The 17,849-nt window shown below is 72.3% G+C and carries 21 protein-coding genes; 16 read left to right on the top strand and 5 right to left on the bottom strand.

Translation table 11 applies throughout. The features are described 5' to 3' along the window. Nucleotides 1-82 precede the first annotated feature (82 nt). The 14 genes from ACIQCH_RS17845 (at nt 83) to ACIQCH_RS17910 (ending at nt 12,397) form a co-directional block, all read left to right on the top strand. Nucleotides 83-1,054: a hypothetical protein gene (locus ACIQCH_RS17845; RefSeq protein WP_402581811.1), complete on the top strand. Its 972-nt coding sequence runs from the start codon at nt 83-85 to the stop codon at nt 1,052-1,054. Between the two features lie 228 nt (nt 1,055-1,282). Next, nucleotides 1,283-1,981: a Flp pilus assembly protein CpaB gene (cpaB, locus tag ACIQCH_RS17850; protein WP_402581813.1), complete on the top strand. Its 699-nt coding sequence runs from the start codon at nt 1,283-1,285 to the stop codon at nt 1,979-1,981. Nucleotides 1,982-1,988: 7 nt separating this feature from the next. Then, complete coding sequence (locus tag ACIQCH_RS17855; RefSeq protein ID WP_402581815.1) at nt 1,989-3,353, top strand: CpaE family protein; 1,365 nt, start codon at nt 1,989-1,991, stop codon at nt 3,351-3,353. 267 nt (nt 3,354-3,620) lie between these two features. Further along, nucleotides 3,621-4,061, top strand: a complete 441-nt coding sequence (locus tag ACIQCH_RS17860; RefSeq protein WP_402581816.1) for a TadE/TadG family type IV pilus assembly protein — start codon at nt 3,621-3,623, stop codon at nt 4,059-4,061. Then, complete coding sequence (locus ACIQCH_RS17865) at nt 4,054-4,539, top strand: TadE/TadG family type IV pilus assembly protein (protein WP_402581818.1); 486 nt, start codon at nt 4,054-4,056, stop codon at nt 4,537-4,539. Before ACIQCH_RS17860 ends, ACIQCH_RS17865 begins: the two co-directional genes overlap by 8 nt. Next, nucleotides 4,539-5,876, top strand: coding sequence for a CpaF family protein (locus tag ACIQCH_RS17870; RefSeq protein WP_402581820.1), 1,338 nt, complete (start codon nt 4,539-4,541; stop codon nt 5,874-5,876). Before ACIQCH_RS17865 ends, ACIQCH_RS17870 begins: the two co-directional genes overlap by 1 nt. A 124-nt stretch (nt 5,877-6,000) precedes the next feature. After that, nucleotides 6,001-6,939 carry a type II secretion system F family protein gene (locus ACIQCH_RS17875; protein ID WP_402581822.1) on the top strand — a complete coding sequence of 313 codons (939 nt, stop codon included), beginning with the start codon at nt 6,001-6,003 and terminating at the stop codon, nt 6,937-6,939. Nucleotides 6,940-6,958: 19 nt separating this feature from the next. Continuing rightward, complete coding sequence (locus tag ACIQCH_RS17880) at nt 6,959-7,849, top strand: DUF5936 domain-containing protein (protein WP_402581824.1); 891 nt, start codon at nt 6,959-6,961, stop codon at nt 7,847-7,849. Between the two features lie 88 nt (nt 7,850-7,937). Next, nucleotides 7,938-9,380: a sensor histidine kinase gene (locus tag ACIQCH_RS17885; RefSeq protein WP_402581826.1), complete on the top strand. Its 1,443-nt coding sequence runs from the start codon at nt 7,938-7,940 to the stop codon at nt 9,378-9,380. A 37-nt stretch (nt 9,381-9,417) separates the two neighbouring features. Next, complete coding sequence (locus tag ACIQCH_RS17890) at nt 9,418-10,194, top strand: response regulator (protein ID WP_402581828.1); 777 nt, start codon at nt 9,418-9,420, stop codon at nt 10,192-10,194. Between the two features lie 116 nt (nt 10,195-10,310). After that, nucleotides 10,311-10,544: a hypothetical protein gene (locus tag ACIQCH_RS17895; RefSeq protein ID WP_402581830.1), complete on the top strand. Its 234-nt coding sequence runs from the start codon at nt 10,311-10,313 to the stop codon at nt 10,542-10,544. Beyond that, entirely contained in the window at nt 10,541-11,119 is a 579-nt protein-coding gene (locus ACIQCH_RS17900) for a pilus assembly protein TadG-related protein (RefSeq protein ID WP_402581955.1), read from the top strand. Before ACIQCH_RS17895 ends, ACIQCH_RS17900 begins: the two co-directional genes overlap by 4 nt. A 32-nt stretch (nt 11,120-11,151) precedes the next feature. Continuing rightward, nucleotides 11,152-11,748, top strand: coding sequence for a hypothetical protein (locus ACIQCH_RS17905; protein ID WP_402581832.1), 597 nt, complete (start codon nt 11,152-11,154; stop codon nt 11,746-11,748). A gap of 4 nt (nt 11,749-11,752) precedes the next feature. Beyond that, on the top strand, nt 11,753-12,397 hold the full coding sequence (locus ACIQCH_RS17910; RefSeq protein WP_402581834.1) for an OmpA family protein: 645 nt from the start codon (nt 11,753-11,755) through the stop codon (nt 12,395-12,397). A gap of 84 nt (nt 12,398-12,481) precedes the next feature. Here the strand turns inward: ACIQCH_RS17910 and ACIQCH_RS17915 are convergent, their stop codons facing one another. After that, nucleotides 12,482-13,267 (bottom strand): SDR family oxidoreductase, encoded by a 786-nt coding sequence (locus ACIQCH_RS17915; RefSeq protein ID WP_402581836.1) that lies wholly within the window; start codon nt 13,265-13,267, stop codon nt 12,482-12,484. Nucleotides 13,268-13,381: 114 nt separating this feature from the next. Then, on the bottom strand, nt 13,382-13,990 hold the full coding sequence (locus ACIQCH_RS17920; protein WP_402581838.1) for a TetR/AcrR family transcriptional regulator: 609 nt from the start codon (nt 13,988-13,990) through the stop codon (nt 13,382-13,384). A gap of 112 nt (nt 13,991-14,102) precedes the next feature. Here ACIQCH_RS17920 and ACIQCH_RS17925 point away from each other — a divergent pair, with 112 nt between their 5' ends. Next, the gene (locus ACIQCH_RS17925) at nt 14,103-14,525 is read left to right on the top strand and encodes a nuclear transport factor 2 family protein (RefSeq protein ID WP_402581839.1); all 423 of its coding nucleotides are present in this window, start codon (nt 14,103-14,105) and stop codon (nt 14,523-14,525) included. Here the strand turns inward: ACIQCH_RS17925 and ACIQCH_RS17930 are convergent. The 3 genes from ACIQCH_RS17930 to ACIQCH_RS17940 form a co-directional block, all read right to left on the bottom strand. After that, nucleotides 14,522-15,346, bottom strand: coding sequence for a hypothetical protein (locus ACIQCH_RS17930; RefSeq protein WP_402581841.1), 825 nt, complete (start codon nt 15,344-15,346; stop codon nt 14,522-14,524). The genes ACIQCH_RS17925 and ACIQCH_RS17930 overlap by 4 nt on opposite strands. Nucleotides 15,347-15,487: 141 nt before the next feature. Beyond that, complete coding sequence (locus ACIQCH_RS17935; protein ID WP_402581843.1) at nt 15,488-15,679, bottom strand: hypothetical protein; 192 nt, start codon at nt 15,677-15,679, stop codon at nt 15,488-15,490. A 10-nt stretch (nt 15,680-15,689) separates the two neighbouring features. Next, a complete protein-coding gene (locus ACIQCH_RS17940) occupies nt 15,690-16,541 on the bottom strand; it encodes a helix-turn-helix domain-containing protein (RefSeq protein WP_402581845.1) in 852 nt (283 codons plus the stop codon). A gap of 270 nt (nt 16,542-16,811) precedes the next feature. Here ACIQCH_RS17940 and ACIQCH_RS17945 point away from each other — a divergent pair, with 270 nt between their 5' ends. Continuing rightward, entirely contained in the window at nt 16,812-17,333 is a 522-nt protein-coding gene (locus ACIQCH_RS17945; protein WP_402581847.1) for an ATP-binding protein, read from the top strand. Nucleotides 17,334-17,849 lie beyond the last annotated feature (516 nt).

A 17,849-nucleotide genomic window follows, 5' to 3' on the forward strand; every position in this document is an offset into this window, starting at 1 on the left:
CCGCAGGAGGGACGAGCAGTGATCGTTCGTGGACGCGCAGTGAGCGCGCGCCCGCGACGAACGGGGTGAATGGGGGATTCACGTGCCGACCGCCATCGCAGTGACCAGCCTCGACCTGGTGCTGCCCGCCCCCGACCGGCACACGCCCCCGGCCGCCGCCCTCCAGGCTCCCGAGGACGCCGGACTCGAGGCCTCGCTGGCCGAGATGACGGGCTTGCTCGAACGCCACGGGTACGTCGTGGCGCTCGTGCCGTCCTCCCTCCCGGTGGCCTTCGTCCGGCGCCTGCACACCGTTCGGGCGATCCTGGAAAGTGACCGGATCGCGCTGCTCGACATCGATCTGCCGCCGCTCGGGACCGCGTTGCTGGCCTGTCAGCTGCGCCAGCTCTCCGTCACCGACTTCAGCCCGGGTGTCCTGGCGTCCGCGGCCCGCCTGCTCGCCCACTACGTCTACGCCGGCGCCCTGCTCGGGTCGGTGGCCCGGCTGGACCGGGTCCCGGTCAGCCTGAAGACGCACGCGCGGTCGTGGGTGCCCGGCTCGCAGTTCGCGGTCATGGCCAATCCCGCGCCGTACCTCGCCCGGCTGGGCTCGGAGCGGGCGGGGGGTGCCGGGCGGGGGGCGGGTGCCGGCAGGTCGGGGGGCGGGGGTGGCGGCAGGTCCGGGGGTGCGGGGCGGTCGGAGGCATCCAGGTCCGGGGGCGCCGGGCGGTCGGTGGTCGCCAGGTCCTCGGTGGGCGCGGGGCTGCCGCCCGGGCCGGACTTCGGTACCCAGCTCACGTTCGCCCGCGGCCAGCTCGCCTCCGACTGGGTGGCCACCGACCTCGCTCCCGCCTGGCAGGTGCAGGGCGTCCTGGAGAGCCCGCTGCCGGCGGACTCCGCCCGCTGGTGGGGCACCGGGCGGCTGGTCGAGTTCGCCGCGGGCATCCCCGACATCGCCGTGCTGTACCAGCTGGTCGCCTCGGTGCGCCGGGCCCAGTGCCACTGGTGCGGCCTCGAACTCATCGGCGACCGCTGCGGGTTCTGCGCGGCGCCGCTGGCGAAGGCGGCGGCGTGAGCGGCTGAGGGCTGGGCGGCTGGGGGCTGATTGGCTGAGGGCCGAGTGGCTGAGGCTGAGGGCCGAGCGACTGAGGACCGAGGGACCGGCCGAGGGTGCGGCTGGCCGGCTGGCCGGCTGGCTGAGCGGCTGAGCGGCGGACGACGACGTACGGGACGCGCACGACCCCGCACACGTGCGGCACGACCACGACGAACAGGGACAAGGACGAGGTAGGTAGCCCGGCTCATGAACTCACGCCAGCGACGCGGTGTCATCCTGCTCCTGCTGTCCGTCCTGTGCGCCCTGGGTGCCTTCTTCGGGGTCCTCTCCGTCATCGGTGACGTGAACTCCAAGGTCGGCCCCGAGGTCGTGGCGTACCGCGTCAGGGGCGACATAGCGCCGTACACGGAGCTCGGCCCCGCCGACTTCGAGAAGATCAAGATCCCCAAGCGCTGGCTGCCGGACAACGCCGTGACGGACCTGGCCGAGGTCCGCGAGAAGACGGTGCTCACCACGCTCAAGGCCGGCTCGCTGCTCCAGGACGACATGTTCGTCGACCGGCCCCAGCTCAAGCCCGGCGAGCAGGAGATCTCGGTCAAGGTCGACGCCGAGCCGGGCGTGGCCGGGAAGATCCGCCCCGGCGACCGGGTCACCGTCATCGCGACCTTCAAGGGCAAGAAGGACGGCGCCGACGTCTCCAAGATCATGGTGGCCGACGCCCGCGTCCTGGGCGTCGGCAAGGCCACCGTCGTCGAGCGCGGCGCCGCCCCCCGCAGCCCCTCCGAGGCCGTCCCGGTCACGTTCGCGCTCGAGCCGAAGGACGTCCAGCGCGTCGTGTACGCCGACACCTTCGCGGAGCACCTGCGCCTCGCCCTGGTCGTGCCCGGCAGCACCACCTCCCTGAGCCCCGGCGACCGTACGTACACCCTCGAAGGGGACAAGTGAGGCCCGGATGACCACGCGAATCCTGCCCGCGGTCGGCGACCCGGACGCCACCCGCTCCATCACCACCCTCCTCAGCCAGCTGCCGGCCGCCGAGCCCGGCCCGCCGGTGACCGACTCCACCACCCTCCTCGACACCCTGGCGCGGCTGGCCGCCGAATCCCTGGACGAGCTGCCCGAGGTGGTCCTCGTCCACGAGCGGATCGGGCCGGTGCCGGCGCTGGAGCTGATCCGCGAGGTCGCGCTGCGCTTCCCGGCCGTCGGCGTCGTCCTCGTCACCGCCGACGCGAGCCCGGGGCTGTTCTCCGCCGCCATGGACTCCGGCGCGCGCGGCCTGATCGGGCTGCCCCTGTCGTACGAGGAACTCGCCGCCCGCGTCCAGGCGGCGGCCCAGTGGTCGGTGGGCGTCCGGCGGCACCTGGGGCGCGGCGGCGACGTGTTCACCGGCCCCGGCGGGCAGGTCGTCACCGTCACCGGCGCCAAGGGCGGGGTCGGCACCACGCTCACCGCCGTGCAGCTCGCCCTGGCGGCGGCCGCGTCGGGGCGGCGTACCGCGCTGGTGGACATGGACCTCCAGGCCGGCGACGTGGCCTCGTACCTCGACGTGCAGTTCCGGCGCTCGATGGCCGACCTGGCCGGCATCCAGGACATCTCGCCGCGGGTGCTCCAGGACGCCGTGTACGACCACCGCACCGGCCTCGCACTGCTCCTGGCTCCGGCGGAGGGCGAACGCGGCGAGGAGGTCACCGACCGGGCGGCCCGGCAGATCGTCAGCGCGATGCGCAACCGCTACGAGCTCGTCGTCATCGACTGCGGCACCCACCTCGACGGGGCGAACGCGGCCGCCGTCGAGATGGCCGACACGGCCGTGCTGGTCACCACCCCGGACGTGGTCGCGGTCCGGGCGGCCAAGCGGATGGTGCGGATGTGGGAACGGCTGCAGGTGCGCAAGGCCGAGGAGACCACCGTGATCGTCAACCGCCACACCAAGAACACCGAGATCCAGCCCGCGCTCATAGAGAAGATCACCAAGACCCGGGTGGCCCGCATCGCGGTCCCCGCAGCTTTCAAGGAGCTCCAGGGCGTCGTCGACGCGGGTCGCGTCCAGGACCTCGACAACCGGTCGACGGTCAAGCAGGCCCTGTGGGGGCTGGCCGGTGAACTCGGCTTGACGAAGGGGCCGGACGAGGACGGTGGCGGTGCCGTGGCGGTGCGTTCGCGGGGGCGCGGGAAGGCGCTGGCGTTGCGGGGTGGGGGCGGGGACCGCGGGTCGATCGGGGTGTGGAAGCGGAGGGGTGGGGGGGCGGGGGCCGGGGGCGGGTCCGGGGCCGGGTCCGGCGTGGGGGCGGCGGCGGGGTCGGCGGGGGAGGGCTGAGGGGTGGGTTCGGGTGTGGGCGTGGGTTCGGGTGCGCGGCCGGGTGCGGGTGGGTGGGTGGGTGGGTGCCGGCCGCCCCGTGGTGTGTGGGTCCCCTCGGCGCTTGACCCGGCAGGGCCTGCAGGCCCTGCGGCAGGCCCACCCCAGGGGCAAGGGGCTTCGCCCTGGCCTTCGGCCACCCCTGGCCCGGGCCTGCCTCCGGACCAGCCTGCCCTACCGCGTCAAGCGCCTCCCCCACACACCACGGGGCGGCACTCCCTCGAGTCGGTGACCGGGGTGCCCGCCAACGGGTCCGCCTGGAACGGGGCTTCGGGGGACGCCGGGTCCTTGAGGGGGCCGGGGGAGCGGTGGACGCGGCTGCGGAGGGAGGACCGCGGGCAGACCGCGATCGAGTTCCTCGGGGTCTGGCCCTTCATCCTCATGCTCCTGCTGATGGGCTGGCAGTGCATCGCCATCGGGTACGCCTTCAGCCTCGCCGGGGACGCCGCCGACAAGGCGGCCCGCTCGGGGGCCGTGCACGGCACGGGCGCGTGCTCGGCCGAGGGGCAGGTCGGTGGTTCGTGGATCACCAGCACGTCCTGCGAGGACGTGGGCGGGGTCGTCCGGGCGACCGTCCGCATGAACGTTCCCGTGCTCAGCCCCGGACTCTTCAACCTGCCCATGACGATCCAGGCCAGCGCGGGCGCGCGGAAGGAGACGGATGACTGACATGTGCGCTCTCCTCGTACGACGTCGGGTGAATGGTCGGTTGCTGCCGGCTGGTCGGGCGGGCCGCGTGGAGCGGGCGGAGCCTGCCGAGCTGGCGGGTCCGGTGGTGCGGGACGCGCGCGGGCGGCGGGATCGTGGGCAGGCCGCGCTCGAGACGCTCGGCTTCGTGCCGTTCCTGTTGCTCATCGCGCTGGCCGCGATCCAGCTCGGGATGGCGGCCTACTGTGCCCAGCAGGCCAGTACGGCCGCCCGGGCCGCCGCGCGTTCGGAGGCCACCGAGGCCGGGTACGGCGACGTGGCGGGGCACGCGGCCGTCAGCGGCTGGGTCTCGGCGCGGCTGACGATCTCCGGTTGCGGCGGTGGCGGGGACGCGGTGTCCTGCACCGCCTCGGTCTCCGTGCCCTCGATCATCCCGGGCCTGAGTTTCGGCCCCGCCACCCGTACGGCCACCATGCCCAACGACAACGGGACCCCCTGATGAGCCTGCGCGCCCGCGTCAGCCACCCCGAGGACCGGCACAGCGCCCGCGAGGACGGCCACCTGGTCGCCTCCTACCGCGCCAAGCTGCTCGAGGAGATCGACCTCGCGGAGATGTCCGCGCTGGCCCCCGCCGAGCGGCGGGCCCGGCTCGAACGCGTCCTCGGCCACATCATCAGCCGCGAGGGCCCGGTGCTCTCCACGGTCGAGCGCTCGCAGCTGATCCGCCGCGTCGTCGACGAGGCCCTGGGCCTGGGCGTCCTGGAGCCGCTGCTGGAGGACGCCTCCATCTCGGAGATCATGGTCAACGGGCCCGACCACATCTACGTCGAGCGCGCCGGCCGCGTCGAGCAGTTGCCCATGCGCTTCGCCTCGCACGAGCAGCTGATGCAGACCATCGAGCGCATCGTGTCCACCGTCAACCGCCGCGTGGACGAGGCGAATCCGATGGTCGACGCCCGCCTGCCCAGCGGCGAACGCGTCAACGTCATCATCCCGCCGCTGTCGCTGACCGGGGCCACGCTCACCATCCGCCGGTTCCCCCGGGCGTACACCCTGCACGAGCTCCTGGGCCTCGGCTCCCTCGACGAGCAGATGCTGCTGCTCCTCGCCGGCCTCGTGCAGGCAAAGATGAACGTGATCGTCTCCGGCGCCACCGGCACCGGCAAGACCACGCTCCTCAACGCCCTCTCCGGCCTGATCCCCGACGGCGAGCGCATCATCACCATCGAGGACTCCGCCGAGCTCCAACTCCAGCAGTCCCACGTCATCCGGCTGGAGTCGCGCCCCCCGAACGTCGAGGGCAAGGGCCACATCACCATCCGCGACCTCGTCCGCAACTCCCTGCGCATGCGCCCCGACCGCATCATCGTCGGCGAGGTCCGCGGCGGCGAGACGCTCGACATGCTCCAGGCCATGTCCACCGGTCACGACGGCTCGCTCGCCACCGTCCACGCCAACAGTGCCGAGGACGCGCTCATGCGCCTGCAGACCCTGGCCTCGATGTCCGAGGTCGAGGTGCCCTTCGTCGCCCTCCAGGACCAGATCAACAGCGCCGTCGACGTGGTCGTCCAGCTCACCCGCCACCCCGACGGCGCCCGTCGCATCACCGAGATCGCCATCCTCGACTCGCACGGCCGCGAGCCCTTCCGCATCACGTCCGTGTGCCGCTTCCACGCCCAGCCCATGGCCTCGGACGGCCGGGTCTACGGCCACTTCGAGTACTACCCGCTGCCCCGCCGCATCGCCGACCGCCTCTACATGAACAACCAGCCGATCCCGCAGGCCTTCGGGGTCGCTGTCACGGACGACCAGCTCGCCACGCGGGTCGCCCGGTAGTTCCTACTGCCCACTTCCTACCGCCTACCGCCTACCGCCTACTGCTCCGTTTTCGCCTCCGTCTCCGTCCCGTCTCGCCAGCCCCGTCAACCGCCTCAGCTCCGCACAGGAAGCCGGACCACCCATGAACAAGCTCGTGCTCATCACGATCGGCGTGACCCTGCTGGGCTGCGTCCTCGTGGTCATGGGCGTGCACGCCTACTCCAAGGGCCGGGCCGAGCGGGCCGCGCTGATCGACCGGCTCACGGTGGCCGGCCCGTACGAGACCGCCGGCCGCCGGCGGCGCTTCCGGGGGCTGGACCGGAGGCTCCGCGGGACCGCCCTCGGGCGGCGGTTGGAGCGCAAGCTCGCCGTCACCGGCCTGGACGTGACGCCCGGCGAGTTCTTCGTCTACGCGGTCGCGGGCCTGACGGCCGTCTGGCTGGTCGCCTCCGCCGCCCTCGCCAGCTTCTTCGGCCCGGTCGCCGCCCTGATCGGCCTGTGGGGCGCCAACGCCTTCCTCAACTGGCAGCGCGCCAAGCGGATAGAGAAGTTCATCAACCAGCTCCCCGAGCTCTCCCGGATCCTCGCCAACGCCGCCCAGGCCGGCCTGGCCCTCCGTACCGCCATCGGCCTGGCGGCCGAGGAGCTGGAGGCACCGGCGGGGGAGGAGCTGGCCCGGGTGACCGACCGGCTGGCCGTGGGCGCCTCCATCGACGAGGCACTCGGCGAGCTGGCCGAACGGCTGCCCTCGCGCGAGCTCGTCGTCCTCGTCACCACGCTCGTGCTGTCCAACCGCGCGGGCGGCGCGATCGTGGGCTCCCTGCGCAACCTGACGACCACCCTGGAGGAGCGCAAGGAGACCCGGCGCGAGGTCCGCACGCAGCTCTCCCAGGTCACGGTCACGGCGTACGCGGTCCCGGTCTTCGGGGTCGGATCGCTGCTGCTCGTGGACGCCGTGATGCCGGGCGCGCTGGACCGGATGACCGGGGCGTTCATCGGTCAGATGGCCGTGATCGTCTCCATCGCGCTCTACACGGTCGGCTTCGTCCTCATCCGTCGCATGTCCAAGATCGACGTCTGAGGCGGGAGGGACACACGACATGACCGCCCTGCTCCTCGCCCTGGCCGCCGCGCTGTGCGTGGTCGGCGCGTTCCACGGCATCCGCATGTACCGGGCGGAGGTCAAGCTCCCTTTCGATCTGGAGCTGGCCCTGGAGGTCGGTGCCACCCGCACCACGGCCGTGGGCTCCGCCGTCGACCGGCTCGGCATCCGCTGGGCCCCGGCCGTGCTGCGCCTGATGGGGGCGAAGCGGGTCGCCCGCAAGCGCCGCCAGATCGACATGGCCGGCAACCCCAACGGTCTGACCATCGACCGGTACGCCGCCCGGCGCGCGGTCTACGGCTTCCTGGGCGCGCTCGGCGCGGCCGCGATGCTGTTGCGCGGCCAGGTCGTGTTCGCGTTGCTGATGGTGGCCTTCGGGCTGTTCTGGATCGAGGTGGGCCTGTGGTCCGCGATCCGGGTCCGGCGGGACGACATCGAGCGCACGCTGCCGGACTTCCTGGACGTCCTGGCCGTCGTGGTCAGCGCGGGACTGGGCTTCCGGCAGGCCCTGGAGCGGGTGGCCGACAAGTACGAGGGACCCTGGTCGGACGAGGTGCGCATCACGCTGCGGCAGATGGACATGGGCGTCAGCCGCCGCCAGGCCTTCGACGAGCTGCGCCGGCGCAACGACTCCGAGCAGGTGGCCCAGTTCGTCACCGCCCTGCAGCAGGGCGAGGAGCTCGGCTCGCCGATCGTCGAGACGCTCATCCAGATCGCCGACGACATGCGGCGCACCGACGCCCAGATGGCCCGCCGCCGGGCCGCCCGCGCCGTCCCGAAGGCCACGTTCGCCGTGACCACCTTCCTGCTGCCGGGCACCCTGATCCTGCTGGTCTGCGGGTTCGTCTACGGCGCGGACATCGACTTCGACTCCTTCCTCGCGGGATGAGGGGGGAGCGGGCGACGTGGGCGGTGCAGGTGGTGTGGGTGCTGTGGGTGTGGGTGTGGGTGTGGGTGTGGGTGTCGGTGGTGTGGCGATGACCTTCGGGAGGGGCGAGGGGAGGGGGGCCTCCGGTCCGGGGACGGCGTCCGGGCCGGCGGCGGCCTCGGGCTCGGGGAGCGCCTCCGGAGCGGGGTACCCGGGCGGTGGGGCCGCTCCCGCGCTCCAGTTGGGCGGGCCGCTGCGCGAGGCGGACGTGGTCGGCGGGCCGCTGGCCGCGGGCCAGGTGCGGCAGGCCCCGGCCCCGGCGCTGCCGCTCCAGGTCAACGCGCTCCAGGCGCTGTGCCGGCAGGTCTTCGGCTTCCGGCTGGCGATGATCGCCCTCGGCACCCCGTTCGCCCTGGGCCGGGCGGCGCCGGGCGCGGCGACGTGGCTGGTGGCGGGGTCGGTGCTGGTCACGTTCATGGGCTCGTACGTCCTCTTCCGCGACTGGGAGCGGTTCGGCCCGTACCTGCTCAGGCACCGCTGGGTGCTCGCCGTGGACATGCTCCTCGGCAGCCTGCTGCTCGTCTCCGCCACCCCCGAGTCGCCGCTCGGCTTCGTGACCGTGTGCACGCCGCTGCTGGCCGGCCTGGTGTACGGGTGGCGGGGCTCGGCCCTCTACGCGGCCGCCCAGGCGGTGATCGTGGCGGCGGTGTTCAAGGCCGAACCCGCCGTCCGCGGCTCGGTGACCGGCATGGTGACGCTGGCCTGCCTGTGCCTGGTGGCCGGCGCGGTGGGGGTCGCCCTGCGCAACCTCCTCTTCCGCTTCGGAGCCGCGAGCCAGGCCCTGACCGAGACCCGGGCCCGGCTCGCCGTGACCGAGGCCATCGGGGCCGAACGGGCCCGGCTGGCACGGGAGATGCACGACTCGGTAGCCAAGACCCTGCACGGCCTGGCCCTGGCCGCGGACGGCCTGGCCGCCTCCGCCTCCGGCTCCGCCGCACCCCTGGACCCGCAGGTCCTGCAGCGGCAGGCCGAACTGGTGGCCCGCTCCGCCCGCCGCGCCGCCGCCGAGTCCCGCGAGCTCCTGGCGGACCTGCGCCGCGACGACCCGTCGACCGCCGGTGTCGACCTCGCCGCGGAACTGCACGCCCGGGTACGTGACTTCGCCGCCCGTACCGGCATCCCCACCGACTTCCGCCCGACCGGAGCCGGCGGACTCCCCCCGATCCCGCGTCCCGTGGCGCGCGAGATCCTCACCGTCACCGCCGAGGCCCTGGAGAACGCGCACCGCCACGCCGGGCCCCGGCAGGTGGTCGTCGAGGCGGGCATCGTCGAGGGCCTGCTCCGGGTCGGCGTCCTGGACGACGGCCGCGGCCTGCCCCCCGGCGCCACCCTCGAAGACCTGCGCACGGCCGGCCACTTCGGCCTGGTCGGCATGGTCGAGCGCGCCGCGGCCATAGGAGCCCGCATCCGCATCGGACGCGGCCGCGCGGCCGCGGGCACCGAGGTGCGCCTGGACCTGCCCGTCGCGGCGTTCACCCGTGCCGACCCGTGAAATCCGTGAAACCACCCCTCGGAGAGGAGGCCGCAGCATGCCGGAACCGGCACTGAGGATCCTGATCGCCGACGACAACCCCGTCGTACGGGCGGGCCTGACCGTGCTGCTCGGCGGCCGCGACGACATCGAGGTCGTCGCGGAGGCCGTCGACGGCCACGAGGCCGTCCGACTCGCGCGGCTCCACCGCCCGGACGTCGTCCTGCTCGACGTCCGGATGCCCGGCATGGACGGCATCTCCGCGCTGCCGTACCTGGTGGACGTCGCGCCGGTGATGATGCTGACGTACAGCAGCGAGGACGAGATCGTGCGCGAGGCGCTGCGGCTGGGCGCGGGCGGCTACCTGGTGCACGGCGAGTTCAGTGCCGAGGAGTTGCTGCGGGCCGTCCGCGACGTCCGGGAGGGCCGCGCCCACCTGACCCCTTCGGCGGCGACGGCGTTGCTCGCGCAAGCCCGCTCGATGCCGGGTGCGCCCGGACGGCTCCCGGAGGGCCTGGGCGGCGTCCTCCCGGCCCTCCCGCCGCAACCCGGAATTCATCGCCGAACCTCTTCGCAAACGCAACCTCTTGTGGCACGCTCTTCTGAACGTGCGCACAACCGTGCGGACCACGGGCTGAGTTCGAGGGAGGTGGAGATCATGGAGCTGATCGCAACCGGGATGAGCAACCAGCAGATCGCCGCCACCTGCTTCATCAGCGAGAAGACGGTGAAGAACCACATCAACCGCATCTTCGCCAAGCTCCACACCGCCAGCCGCAGCGAGGCGATAGCCCTCTGGCTCGGCACGGCACGCCCGGGGGTGGGTCATGTCTGAACGCCGCCCGCTCCGCCCCCGCCTTTGGGCCCGTACGTGGGCCCAGGGACCCTCCGCAGCCCCCTCCGGCCGGTCCTACGGTGCTGCGGTCACGGACCTACCGGGAGGGGAATCGCATGTCGAACGACACGATGCTCAAGGCGACGGTGCGCGTGAACGGCTGGGCGAACACCGCCGTCGCGAAGATCCGCCGGCGCTACACGACCTCGGACCGCGGCCAGACGGCTTTCGAGTATCTGGGGATCATCCTGGTGGTGGTCGCGATCATCGGCGCGATCATGGCATCCGGCATTGGCGGAGCGATCAGCTCCCGTATCTCCGGCCTGGTCGCATCCATCACGTCGGGCTGACGTTCCGCTGCCTCCGTAGCGACCGAGGGCAGGCCTTCCCCATGTACGCATGGATGATGGGGGGCCTGCTCTTTGCTGTCATTGCCTTCTTCGCAATTGGCCAGGCAGGTGCGAGGCGCAACGAGACCCAAGGGGCGGCCGACGCCGCCGCGCTCGCAGCCGCGCAGACGGCACGGGACGAACTGGCGTCAGGATGGGATCTGAGCCTGCTCAAGCGCGAGGACTGGGAGCGGCTGATGGAGGGTGGCGCCTTCGACTCGGCCAATTCCTGTGCTGTGGCTGGAACGTTCGCCGACGCCAACGGCGCTGCTCTGACGAGCTGCGGTGTCGGCGCGGTCTTCTCGGTGCGGGTACAGGCCAACAAAGGAATTGGCAATCCCAAGGTGACGGACGTGCGGGCCACCGCGGGTGCATCCGCGGAGATCAAGCCGCGCTGCGAAATAGCCACCTGGGACGATCCCAAAAAACCCTTCGAGATCACGTGCAAGGGGCGTCTGATCTCCCTTGATCCCTCTCACCTGGACCCTTGGCGCACTTTGGCGAAAATGCTGTTCGACGTGCGCCTGGTCGACTGAAGCCCAGCGAACGAGACAAGGAAGCGGCATACATGAGCACTCGGTACACCACGACGGCCCGTCGGGGGGCGGCAGCCATTGCCATGGCGGCTGCATTGGCTCTCGCTGTGTCCGGTTGTGGCTCGGATGACGGCGACAAGCAACCCGAGTCCAAGGCGCCATCGGAAACGGTTGCCAAGGAGAGCACGAAGTCGGCAGATCCCAGCGATTCTGCGGAGTCGGACCCGAACGTGAAGCTCGCTGAAGTCAAGGGAGCGGGTGGGGTCGTGCTGGTCATCCATGAGGCCAAGCGCGACCCAGGCGGCTTCGTAACGGTTAGCGGCACGATCACGAACGAGGGAAGCTCGCCCATCACGACGACTGCCTGGTCTGGCACGGAACTAGACGTGGTCACTAAGAACCCGAATTCCGTGGCTGGTGCCACGCTCGTTGACCGGGCTGGCAAGAAGCGTTACTACACTCTGCGCGACACCGACGGTCGCTGCCTGTGCACGACAGGCTTGGGTGTCTCGATGCCAGGCAAGTCCAACAACGTCTTCATGCAGTTCCCTGCACCCCCCGAAGGCACCCAAGAAGTCGACTTCACCCTCCCCACCTTCGCCACGGCGACCATCAAGATCTCCGGGTGACGCCATGACCGAGACCACCAAGCGCCCGACGCTCACGGCCGTGGCGGCCGTGGCGGCGGTGCTCGTGTTCGCAGGGGCCGGGGTCGGGGTCGGTACCGCGTACGCCGACGACAGGCCGAGCGTCCCGCCCGGGACCGAGCCGTCCGCCACCGCGCCGGTGCCGATCGACTCGAACTCGCCCGGGCTGAAGCTCCCGCAGGGCGCCACGCTCGCGCCGCCCAAGGTGCTGGACATCGCGCAGGTCGTCGAGGACCTCGGCGGCGAGGAGCGGCGGCAGGACACCAACGAGTCGGTCATGTTCGCCCTCCAGGCCGAGGTGCTCTTCGGCAAGGACAGTGCCGTGCTCAACGCCCAGGCCAACGCCCGCATCCGGGCCATCGTCGACGAGATCAACCGCCAGCACGCCACCAAGGTCCGCGTCTTCGGCTTCACCGACAACCTCGGCAGCTACGAGCACGGCAAGACGCTCTCCAAGCAGCGCGCCGACGCCGTCCAGCGCGAGCTCGCCAAGACCGTCGACCCCGGCATCACCTTCGACATCCGCGGCTACAGCGAGGACTACCCCATCGCCGACAACGCCACGGAGGAGGGCCGGCGCAAGAACCGTCGCGTCGAGATCACCTTCCCGCGCGGGGAGAGTGGCCAGTAGCCCGGCGGACCCCCCACACGCCCCCGTGACGCGGCCCCGCCACCACCCATCCGGCGGGGCCGCTTCCGTACCCGGAGGGACGGTTCAGCCGGCGACCCGTTCCGCCAGGAACGCCTCCCACGTCCGACGCCCCCGCTCGCTGCCGCCCGCCGCGGCCAGGTTGTCGCCCGCCCGGTACGCCCTGCCGGCCTTGCCCGGCATCCGGATCCCCAGCTGGGGCCGTCGCTTCCGGCCGCTCGCCGCCGCGTACCCGGCCACCAGCTCCCCGAGCCCGTAGACCCGTGGCCCCGCCAGGTCCGCGACCCGGCCCGCGGGCTCGCCGAGGGCCAGTTCCACCAGCCGCTGCGCGACCTCGCGCGCGTCCACCGGCTCCAGCCGCACGCCGCCCGGCACCGGCACCACCGGCAGCTTCGCCATCTTCTCCGCGACCGTCAGCACCAGGTCGTGGAACTGCGCCGCCCGCAGCACGGTCCACGGGATCTCCGCCCCGGTGACGATCCGCTCGGCCTCCCGCTGCGTACGGAACCACGCCACCGGCACCGCGTCCGTCCCGATCACCGAGATGTACACCAGGTGCCGCACCCCGGCCCGCTCCGCGGCCGCGACCAGGTTCCGGGCCGCCTCGTCGTCGTCCTTCACGCCGCCCGCCAGGTGCAGTACGGTCTCCACGCCGACGAGCGCCGCGTCGAGCCCCTCGCCGGTGAGCAGGTCCACGGCCACGTGCTCCACCCCGTCGGTGTCCGGACGTACCCGGCGCGACAGCACGCGCACGGTCCGCCCGGCCGCGCGCAGCAGGGGCAGCACGTGCGTCCCGAGCGTCCCGGTCCCGCCGGTGACGAGGATCGGTGCGGTGGTCCTCGTGTTCTCCATGGCCGTCCCCTTCGCATGTCCTGCAGGTGCGTTCCGCCTGCGTTCCGCAGGCGTCCTGCTTCCCTGACGGAGCGGGGGCGGGAGATGTGACAGGGCGGTGCGTCGGGGGCCGGCTCAGCCGGTCGCGCCGGCCCCCGTCCACGGCGCCAGGCTCGCCGCCGCCAGGCCGCGGGCGGTGGTCGCGGGGGCGGCCGGCGGGGCGTCCCCGGTGGCCAGTGCGGCCCGTACCGTCGCCCCTTCGACGAGCAGCACCAGTTGGTCGGCCAGCTCCGGCGGGCCGCCGGCGGCCTCCGCGAGTCGGGTCAGGAGGGCGTGGAGCCGGGCCTTGTGGGTGCGTACGACGACGGCGACCGGCTCCGAGGCCTCGCCCAGCTCGCCGAAGGCGTTGAGGAAGGCGCAGCCCCGGAACCCCGGCTCGGCGAACCAGTCGCCCAGCCAGTCGAAGACCCCCAGCACCCGCTCCCGCGGCTCCGGCAGGGCCGTGACGTACGCGGTCAGGTCGTCGATCCAGCGCCGGTCGCGCCGCTCGAGGTACGCCGCCACGAGCGCCTCCTTGGACGGGAAGACCCGGTAGAGCCGCTTGAGCGGGACCCCGGAGCGCTCCCGCACCCGGTCCATGCCGACGGCCTGGATGCCGTGGGCGTAGAAGAGCTCCTCGGCGGCGTCGAGCAGCAGTGCCCGGGCCTGCGCGTCCGGGTCCGGTGTGCCGTGGGTGTGTGCCATGGGGTCATTCTCCCTTGCGTTGAGAACGAGCGTTCTCTAGGGTGCGGGAGTCGGGTGAGAACGCTCGTTCTCCCCTTGTCCGTGCCGTGCACATCGCCTCCAGGAGCCCTTCATGAGCCAGGCCCGTCCGGCCCCGATCCTGCCCCCGTTCACCGAGACCACCGCCCGCGCGAAGGTCCAGGCCGCCGAGGACGCCTGGAACACCCGCGACCCCGAGCGCGTCGCGCTCGCGTACTCGGAGGACTCCGTCTGGCGCAACCGCGACCGCTTCCTCACCGGCCGGGCCGAGATCCGCGCCTTCCTGCGCGAGAAGTGGAGCCGGGAGCTGGACTACCGGCTCCGCAAGGAGCTCTGGTCGTACACCGGCAACCGCATCTCCGTCCGCTTCACGTACGAATGGCACGATGCGGCCGGCCAGTGGTACCGCAGCCACGGCAACGAGCAGTGGGAGTTCGCCCCCGACGGCCTCATGAGCCGCCGCGAGGCCAGCATCAACGACGTCCCCATCCAGGAGTCCGAGCGCCGCCTCCGCTAGGCGGGGGCCTGGGTGCGGACGCCCTGCGCGTCGCAGGGCAGGGGCCGGCCCGGGTGGTCCTGGGCGAAGTCCTCGCCGATGTCGGCGGCCGTGTCGGCCATCGCCTCGCTGGTGATGGCGATCTGCCCGGAGAACGGCCGGTCGATGTCCTCGATCAGCAGCAGCGAGCCCGTGAAGAGCCCGGCCAGCACCAGGAGGAGCACGAGGTGCGAGGGCCCGCGCTGCCGCGGCAGCCCGAACGCGAACGCCCCGACCGTCGCCGCCAGCGACAGCACCATGAACCAGTAGACGACGGACGGGATCGCCGGCATCGCCTCCGACAGCCTGGTCTGCCGCGCCACCGAGCGGTCGTCGTCCGTCTCCACGAGCAGCTGGAAGGTGTTGGCGTCCTTGCGCGCGAGGTCCTTGAAGTGGCGGCGGAAGTCGGTGGACCACACCGACGCCTCGGGGGCCTTCCGGCCCTCGTCGACCATCGCCGGCCACTCGTACGTCATGATGGCCCGCGCGTAGCAGACCGCGGCCCCCTGCAGCCGCTCGCGCTGCGGCTCGGGGGCGTAGTCGGCCACCTCGTACAGCTGGTCCACGCGGTGTGCCTCGGACCCGACGGCCGCGCCGGCGGCTCCGTACGACTCGGCCGCCACGACGATCACGAACGCCACCAGCAGCACCGCCAGCGTCTCCAGCGGGCTGATCAGGTCGCTGACCGAGGCCTCCTCGTCGTCCGACCCGTCGGCCGGGTGGCGCCGGCGGCGCAGCTGGTTGGCGCACAGGCCGGCCGCGAGCGCGGCGGCCATGATGACGACGGTGATCGCGGTGAGCATGAGTGCGGCGGCCCCGGGTCGGTGGTCGGTCGTTCGTTCCCTGTCGCGGCCCCGACCCCACCACGTCCGCGATCTTCCGGGAAACCCCCGTTACGCCCAACGGCCCAACGGACCCACACCCGTCCGCCGTGGACGCCCCGCCTACAGCAGGTGGTCGGCCTTGCCCGCCTTGATGTCCCGGATCATCTGGCGCAGGGCTTCCGCGGAGTCGGCGAGGTGGTTCGCCTCCGCGCCGGCTATCGCGACGTAGCCGTTCCCGTCGGCGTCCGTGCCCAGTCGGAAGCAGCTCGCGCCCTCCCCGCAGAATGCGTCTTCCCAGGTGATGTCAGCCATGGTCGTCTCCTCAGAGGTGCCGGGCCAGGTCGCGGATGAAGTCGCGTGACCGTGCGGGGGACAGCGACAGCTTCTCCAACACGTCGAGATGGGCCCGGTATTTCGCGAGTTGGCTCTCGCCGTGCAGGAACTCCGGTCCGTGGTTGCTGTCGAGCTGGACGGTGTCGAGCTGAGGTACCCGGGACTCCACGTAGTTCACCGTGTGCCCGGCGCCGGGGAAGCCGCCGGCCGTGAACGGCAGCACGCGGAGCACGACGTTGTCCCGGTCGGTCATGTGCAGCAGGTACTCCAGTTGCGCCCGCACCACCTCCGGGCCGCCGAACCGCATCCGCAGCGCGGCCTCGTGCACGACCCCGGTGTACTGCGGAGCTCCGACGCCCTCGAGGACCTGCTGGCGCTCCAGCCGGTGGGCCAGGCGCATCGCGACCTCGTGCTCGGGCAGGGCCGGCAGGACGCACCGGAACACGGCGAGCGCGTGGTCGCTGGTCTGGAGCAGGCCGGGGATGTGGACCGTGTGCGAGTGCCGTACGCGCACCGCGTGGGCCTCCAGCTCCGCGATGTCGAGCACGGCCGCCGACAGCAGCCCCCGGTACCGCTCCCACCAGCCCCGTCGCTTGGGCGCGGCCATCCTGACCAACTCGTGGACGTAGGCCTCGTCCGCGCAGTCGCAGTGGCACATGAGCGTGCGGAGCCGCTCCTCGCTGATGGCGCGGGTGCCCGACTCGATGGCGGAGATCTTGCCGCGGTCCACCCCGAGCAGCCCCGCGGCCGACTCGGCGGAGACGCCCGCGGCAACCCTTGCCTTGCGCAGCTCGGCGCCGAGTCGTCTCTGACGTTCCGTCGGCGAAGTCCTCTGGGCCATGCGCGCAGTCTGCCCGGTACGTCAACCCCGGAGCGACGAGTTGGCTCATGTCCACACAGCGAGTGGCATAAAGACCACCTGACGGTCTACATTCGGTAATGCACCGCTCACGCACGGGAGTTGAAGTGCATCGGGAGGGGTATGCCCATGACCCCGCCGACAAGCCACAACCACCCCACCCGCCCCGCGTAGCCATTCGTGCGCATCGAACCTCGCCGCTCACCCTCCGGCATGTCTGCCGTATACGCCTCGTATTCAAGGGAGTTCGCGATGCTCAGTCCGTTCCTGCCCGCCGCCCGCCGCGCCGGCTGCCCGGTGTCGCCGCCCGCGCCGGTGCGGTTCGAGCCCCCGCCGCCCGAGTTGCTCTCCTGTTCGCTCACCATTCCCGGTGAGTCCTGCAGCGGGCGCATCGCCCGCAACACCGTGCGGTCCGCGCTGCACGCGCACGCGCTCGAGCCGCTCGCGCCGGCCGCCGTGCAGTGCACCGGCGAACTGGTCGCCGCCGCCTGCCACCTCAACCCGGGGGAGGACCTCTACCTGTCCGTCCGGTACCGGGACGAGGCGCTGCGCCTCATCGTGTACGACTCCCACGCCCCGCACACCCACCCGCGCATCGCGGCGGCCTGCGACGCCCGGCGCCGATCGGCCCTGCGGCTGCTGTCCATCGTCGTCCGGGAGTGCGGCGGGGACTGGGGTTTCGGGGAGTCCCGCGAGCCGGGCGGCGGGACGCGCTCGTGGGCGGTGCTGCCGGGCGCGGGTGCCCGGGCGTACGGAAACGTCCAACCGGATTGAACCTCTGCGCGAGATGTGGTTCTTGTTACTCCGACAGCTTCGCGGGGCAGGTGGCCCCAGGGGGTCGGGCCGTTCGTCGGTGCTGCCCGAGGACATTGGTCCTGAGGGTGTCCGAGTTGTCACAGAACGATCAAATACCGGCGCAACCTCCCGCTTGGAGATGACGTCATGGCAAGCGGGAGGAGCCGACCGATGAAGATGCCGAAGAAGCCCCGGGCGACGACCGGGGTGAACCACCGCGTACCGCAGCAGCCGTCCGCGCCCGCTGACGAACCTTCGCAGCCGCCGTCCGTACCTTCGGAACCGGCTGCCGCCCCGGGCGTTGACGCGCCGGATGCTGCCGCGCCAGGTGCTGCCGCCCCGGACGTGGCCGCGCCCGTCGAGGGCGCGACCCTCGCTCTGGCGAAGGGTGCTGCTTCCGCCCCGTCCGAGGGCGCCGGCCCTGCGGGCGGCACGCCGCCGAAGGACGAGACCGTCAAGCTCGCCAAGGTCGCTGCTTCCGGCTCGTCCAAGGGC

Origin of the sequence: Streptomyces sp. NPDC093225, assembly GCF_044753805.1 — a bacterium.
Lineage (GTDB): Bacteria > Actinomycetota > Actinomycetes > Streptomycetales > Streptomycetaceae > Streptomyces.

Bases quoted from the DNA above. Each gene is read 5' to 3' on its own strand.
- ACIQCH_RS17875 (WP_402581822.1), top strand. From the start codon at position 6,001: ATGAACAAGCTCGTGCTCATCACGATCGGCGTGACCCTGCTGGGCTGC.
- ACIQCH_RS17855 (WP_402581815.1), top strand. From the start codon at position 1,989: ATGACCACGCGAATCCTGCCCGCGGTCGGCGACCCGGACGCCACCCGC.
- ACIQCH_RS17940 (WP_402581845.1), bottom strand. From the start codon at position 16,541: ATGGCCCAGAGGACTTCGCCGACGGAACGTCAGAGACGACTCGGCGCC.
- ACIQCH_RS17915 (WP_402581836.1), bottom strand. From the start codon at position 13,267: ATGGAGAACACGAGGACCACCGCACCGATCCTCGTCACCGGCGGGACC.
- ACIQCH_RS17880 (WP_402581824.1), top strand. From the start codon at position 6,959: ATGACCGCCCTGCTCCTCGCCCTGGCCGCCGCGCTGTGCGTGGTCGGC.
- ACIQCH_RS17930 (WP_402581841.1), bottom strand. From the start codon at position 15,346: ATGCTCACCGCGATCACCGTCGTCATCATGGCCGCCGCGCTCGCGGCC.
- ACIQCH_RS17895 (WP_402581830.1), top strand. From the start codon at position 10,311: ATGTCGAACGACACGATGCTCAAGGCGACGGTGCGCGTGAACGGCTGG.
- ACIQCH_RS17890 (WP_402581828.1), top strand. From the start codon at position 9,418: ATGCCGGAACCGGCACTGAGGATCCTGATCGCCGACGACAACCCCGTC.
- ACIQCH_RS17870 (WP_402581820.1), top strand. From the start codon at position 4,539: ATGAGCCTGCGCGCCCGCGTCAGCCACCCCGAGGACCGGCACAGCGCC.
- ACIQCH_RS17910 (WP_402581834.1), top strand. From the start codon at position 11,753: ATGACCGAGACCACCAAGCGCCCGACGCTCACGGCCGTGGCGGCCGTG.
- ACIQCH_RS17935 (WP_402581843.1), bottom strand. From the start codon at position 15,679: ATGGCTGACATCACCTGGGAAGACGCATTCTGCGGGGAGGGCGCGAGC.
- ACIQCH_RS17885 (WP_402581826.1), top strand. From the start codon at position 7,938: ATGACCTTCGGGAGGGGCGAGGGGAGGGGGGCCTCCGGTCCGGGGACG.
- ACIQCH_RS17905 (WP_402581832.1), top strand. From the start codon at position 11,152: ATGAGCACTCGGTACACCACGACGGCCCGTCGGGGGGCGGCAGCCATT.
- ACIQCH_RS17925 (WP_402581839.1), top strand. From the start codon at position 14,103: ATGAGCCAGGCCCGTCCGGCCCCGATCCTGCCCCCGTTCACCGAGACC.
- cpaB (WP_402581813.1), top strand. From the start codon at position 1,283: ATGAACTCACGCCAGCGACGCGGTGTCATCCTGCTCCTGCTGTCCGTC.
- ACIQCH_RS17945 (WP_402581847.1), top strand. From the start codon at position 16,812: ATGCTCAGTCCGTTCCTGCCCGCCGCCCGCCGCGCCGGCTGCCCGGTG.
- ACIQCH_RS17920 (WP_402581838.1), bottom strand. From the start codon at position 13,990: ATGGCACACACCCACGGCACACCGGACCCGGACGCGCAGGCCCGGGCA.
- ACIQCH_RS17865 (WP_402581818.1), top strand. From the start codon at position 4,054: ATGACTGACATGTGCGCTCTCCTCGTACGACGTCGGGTGAATGGTCGG.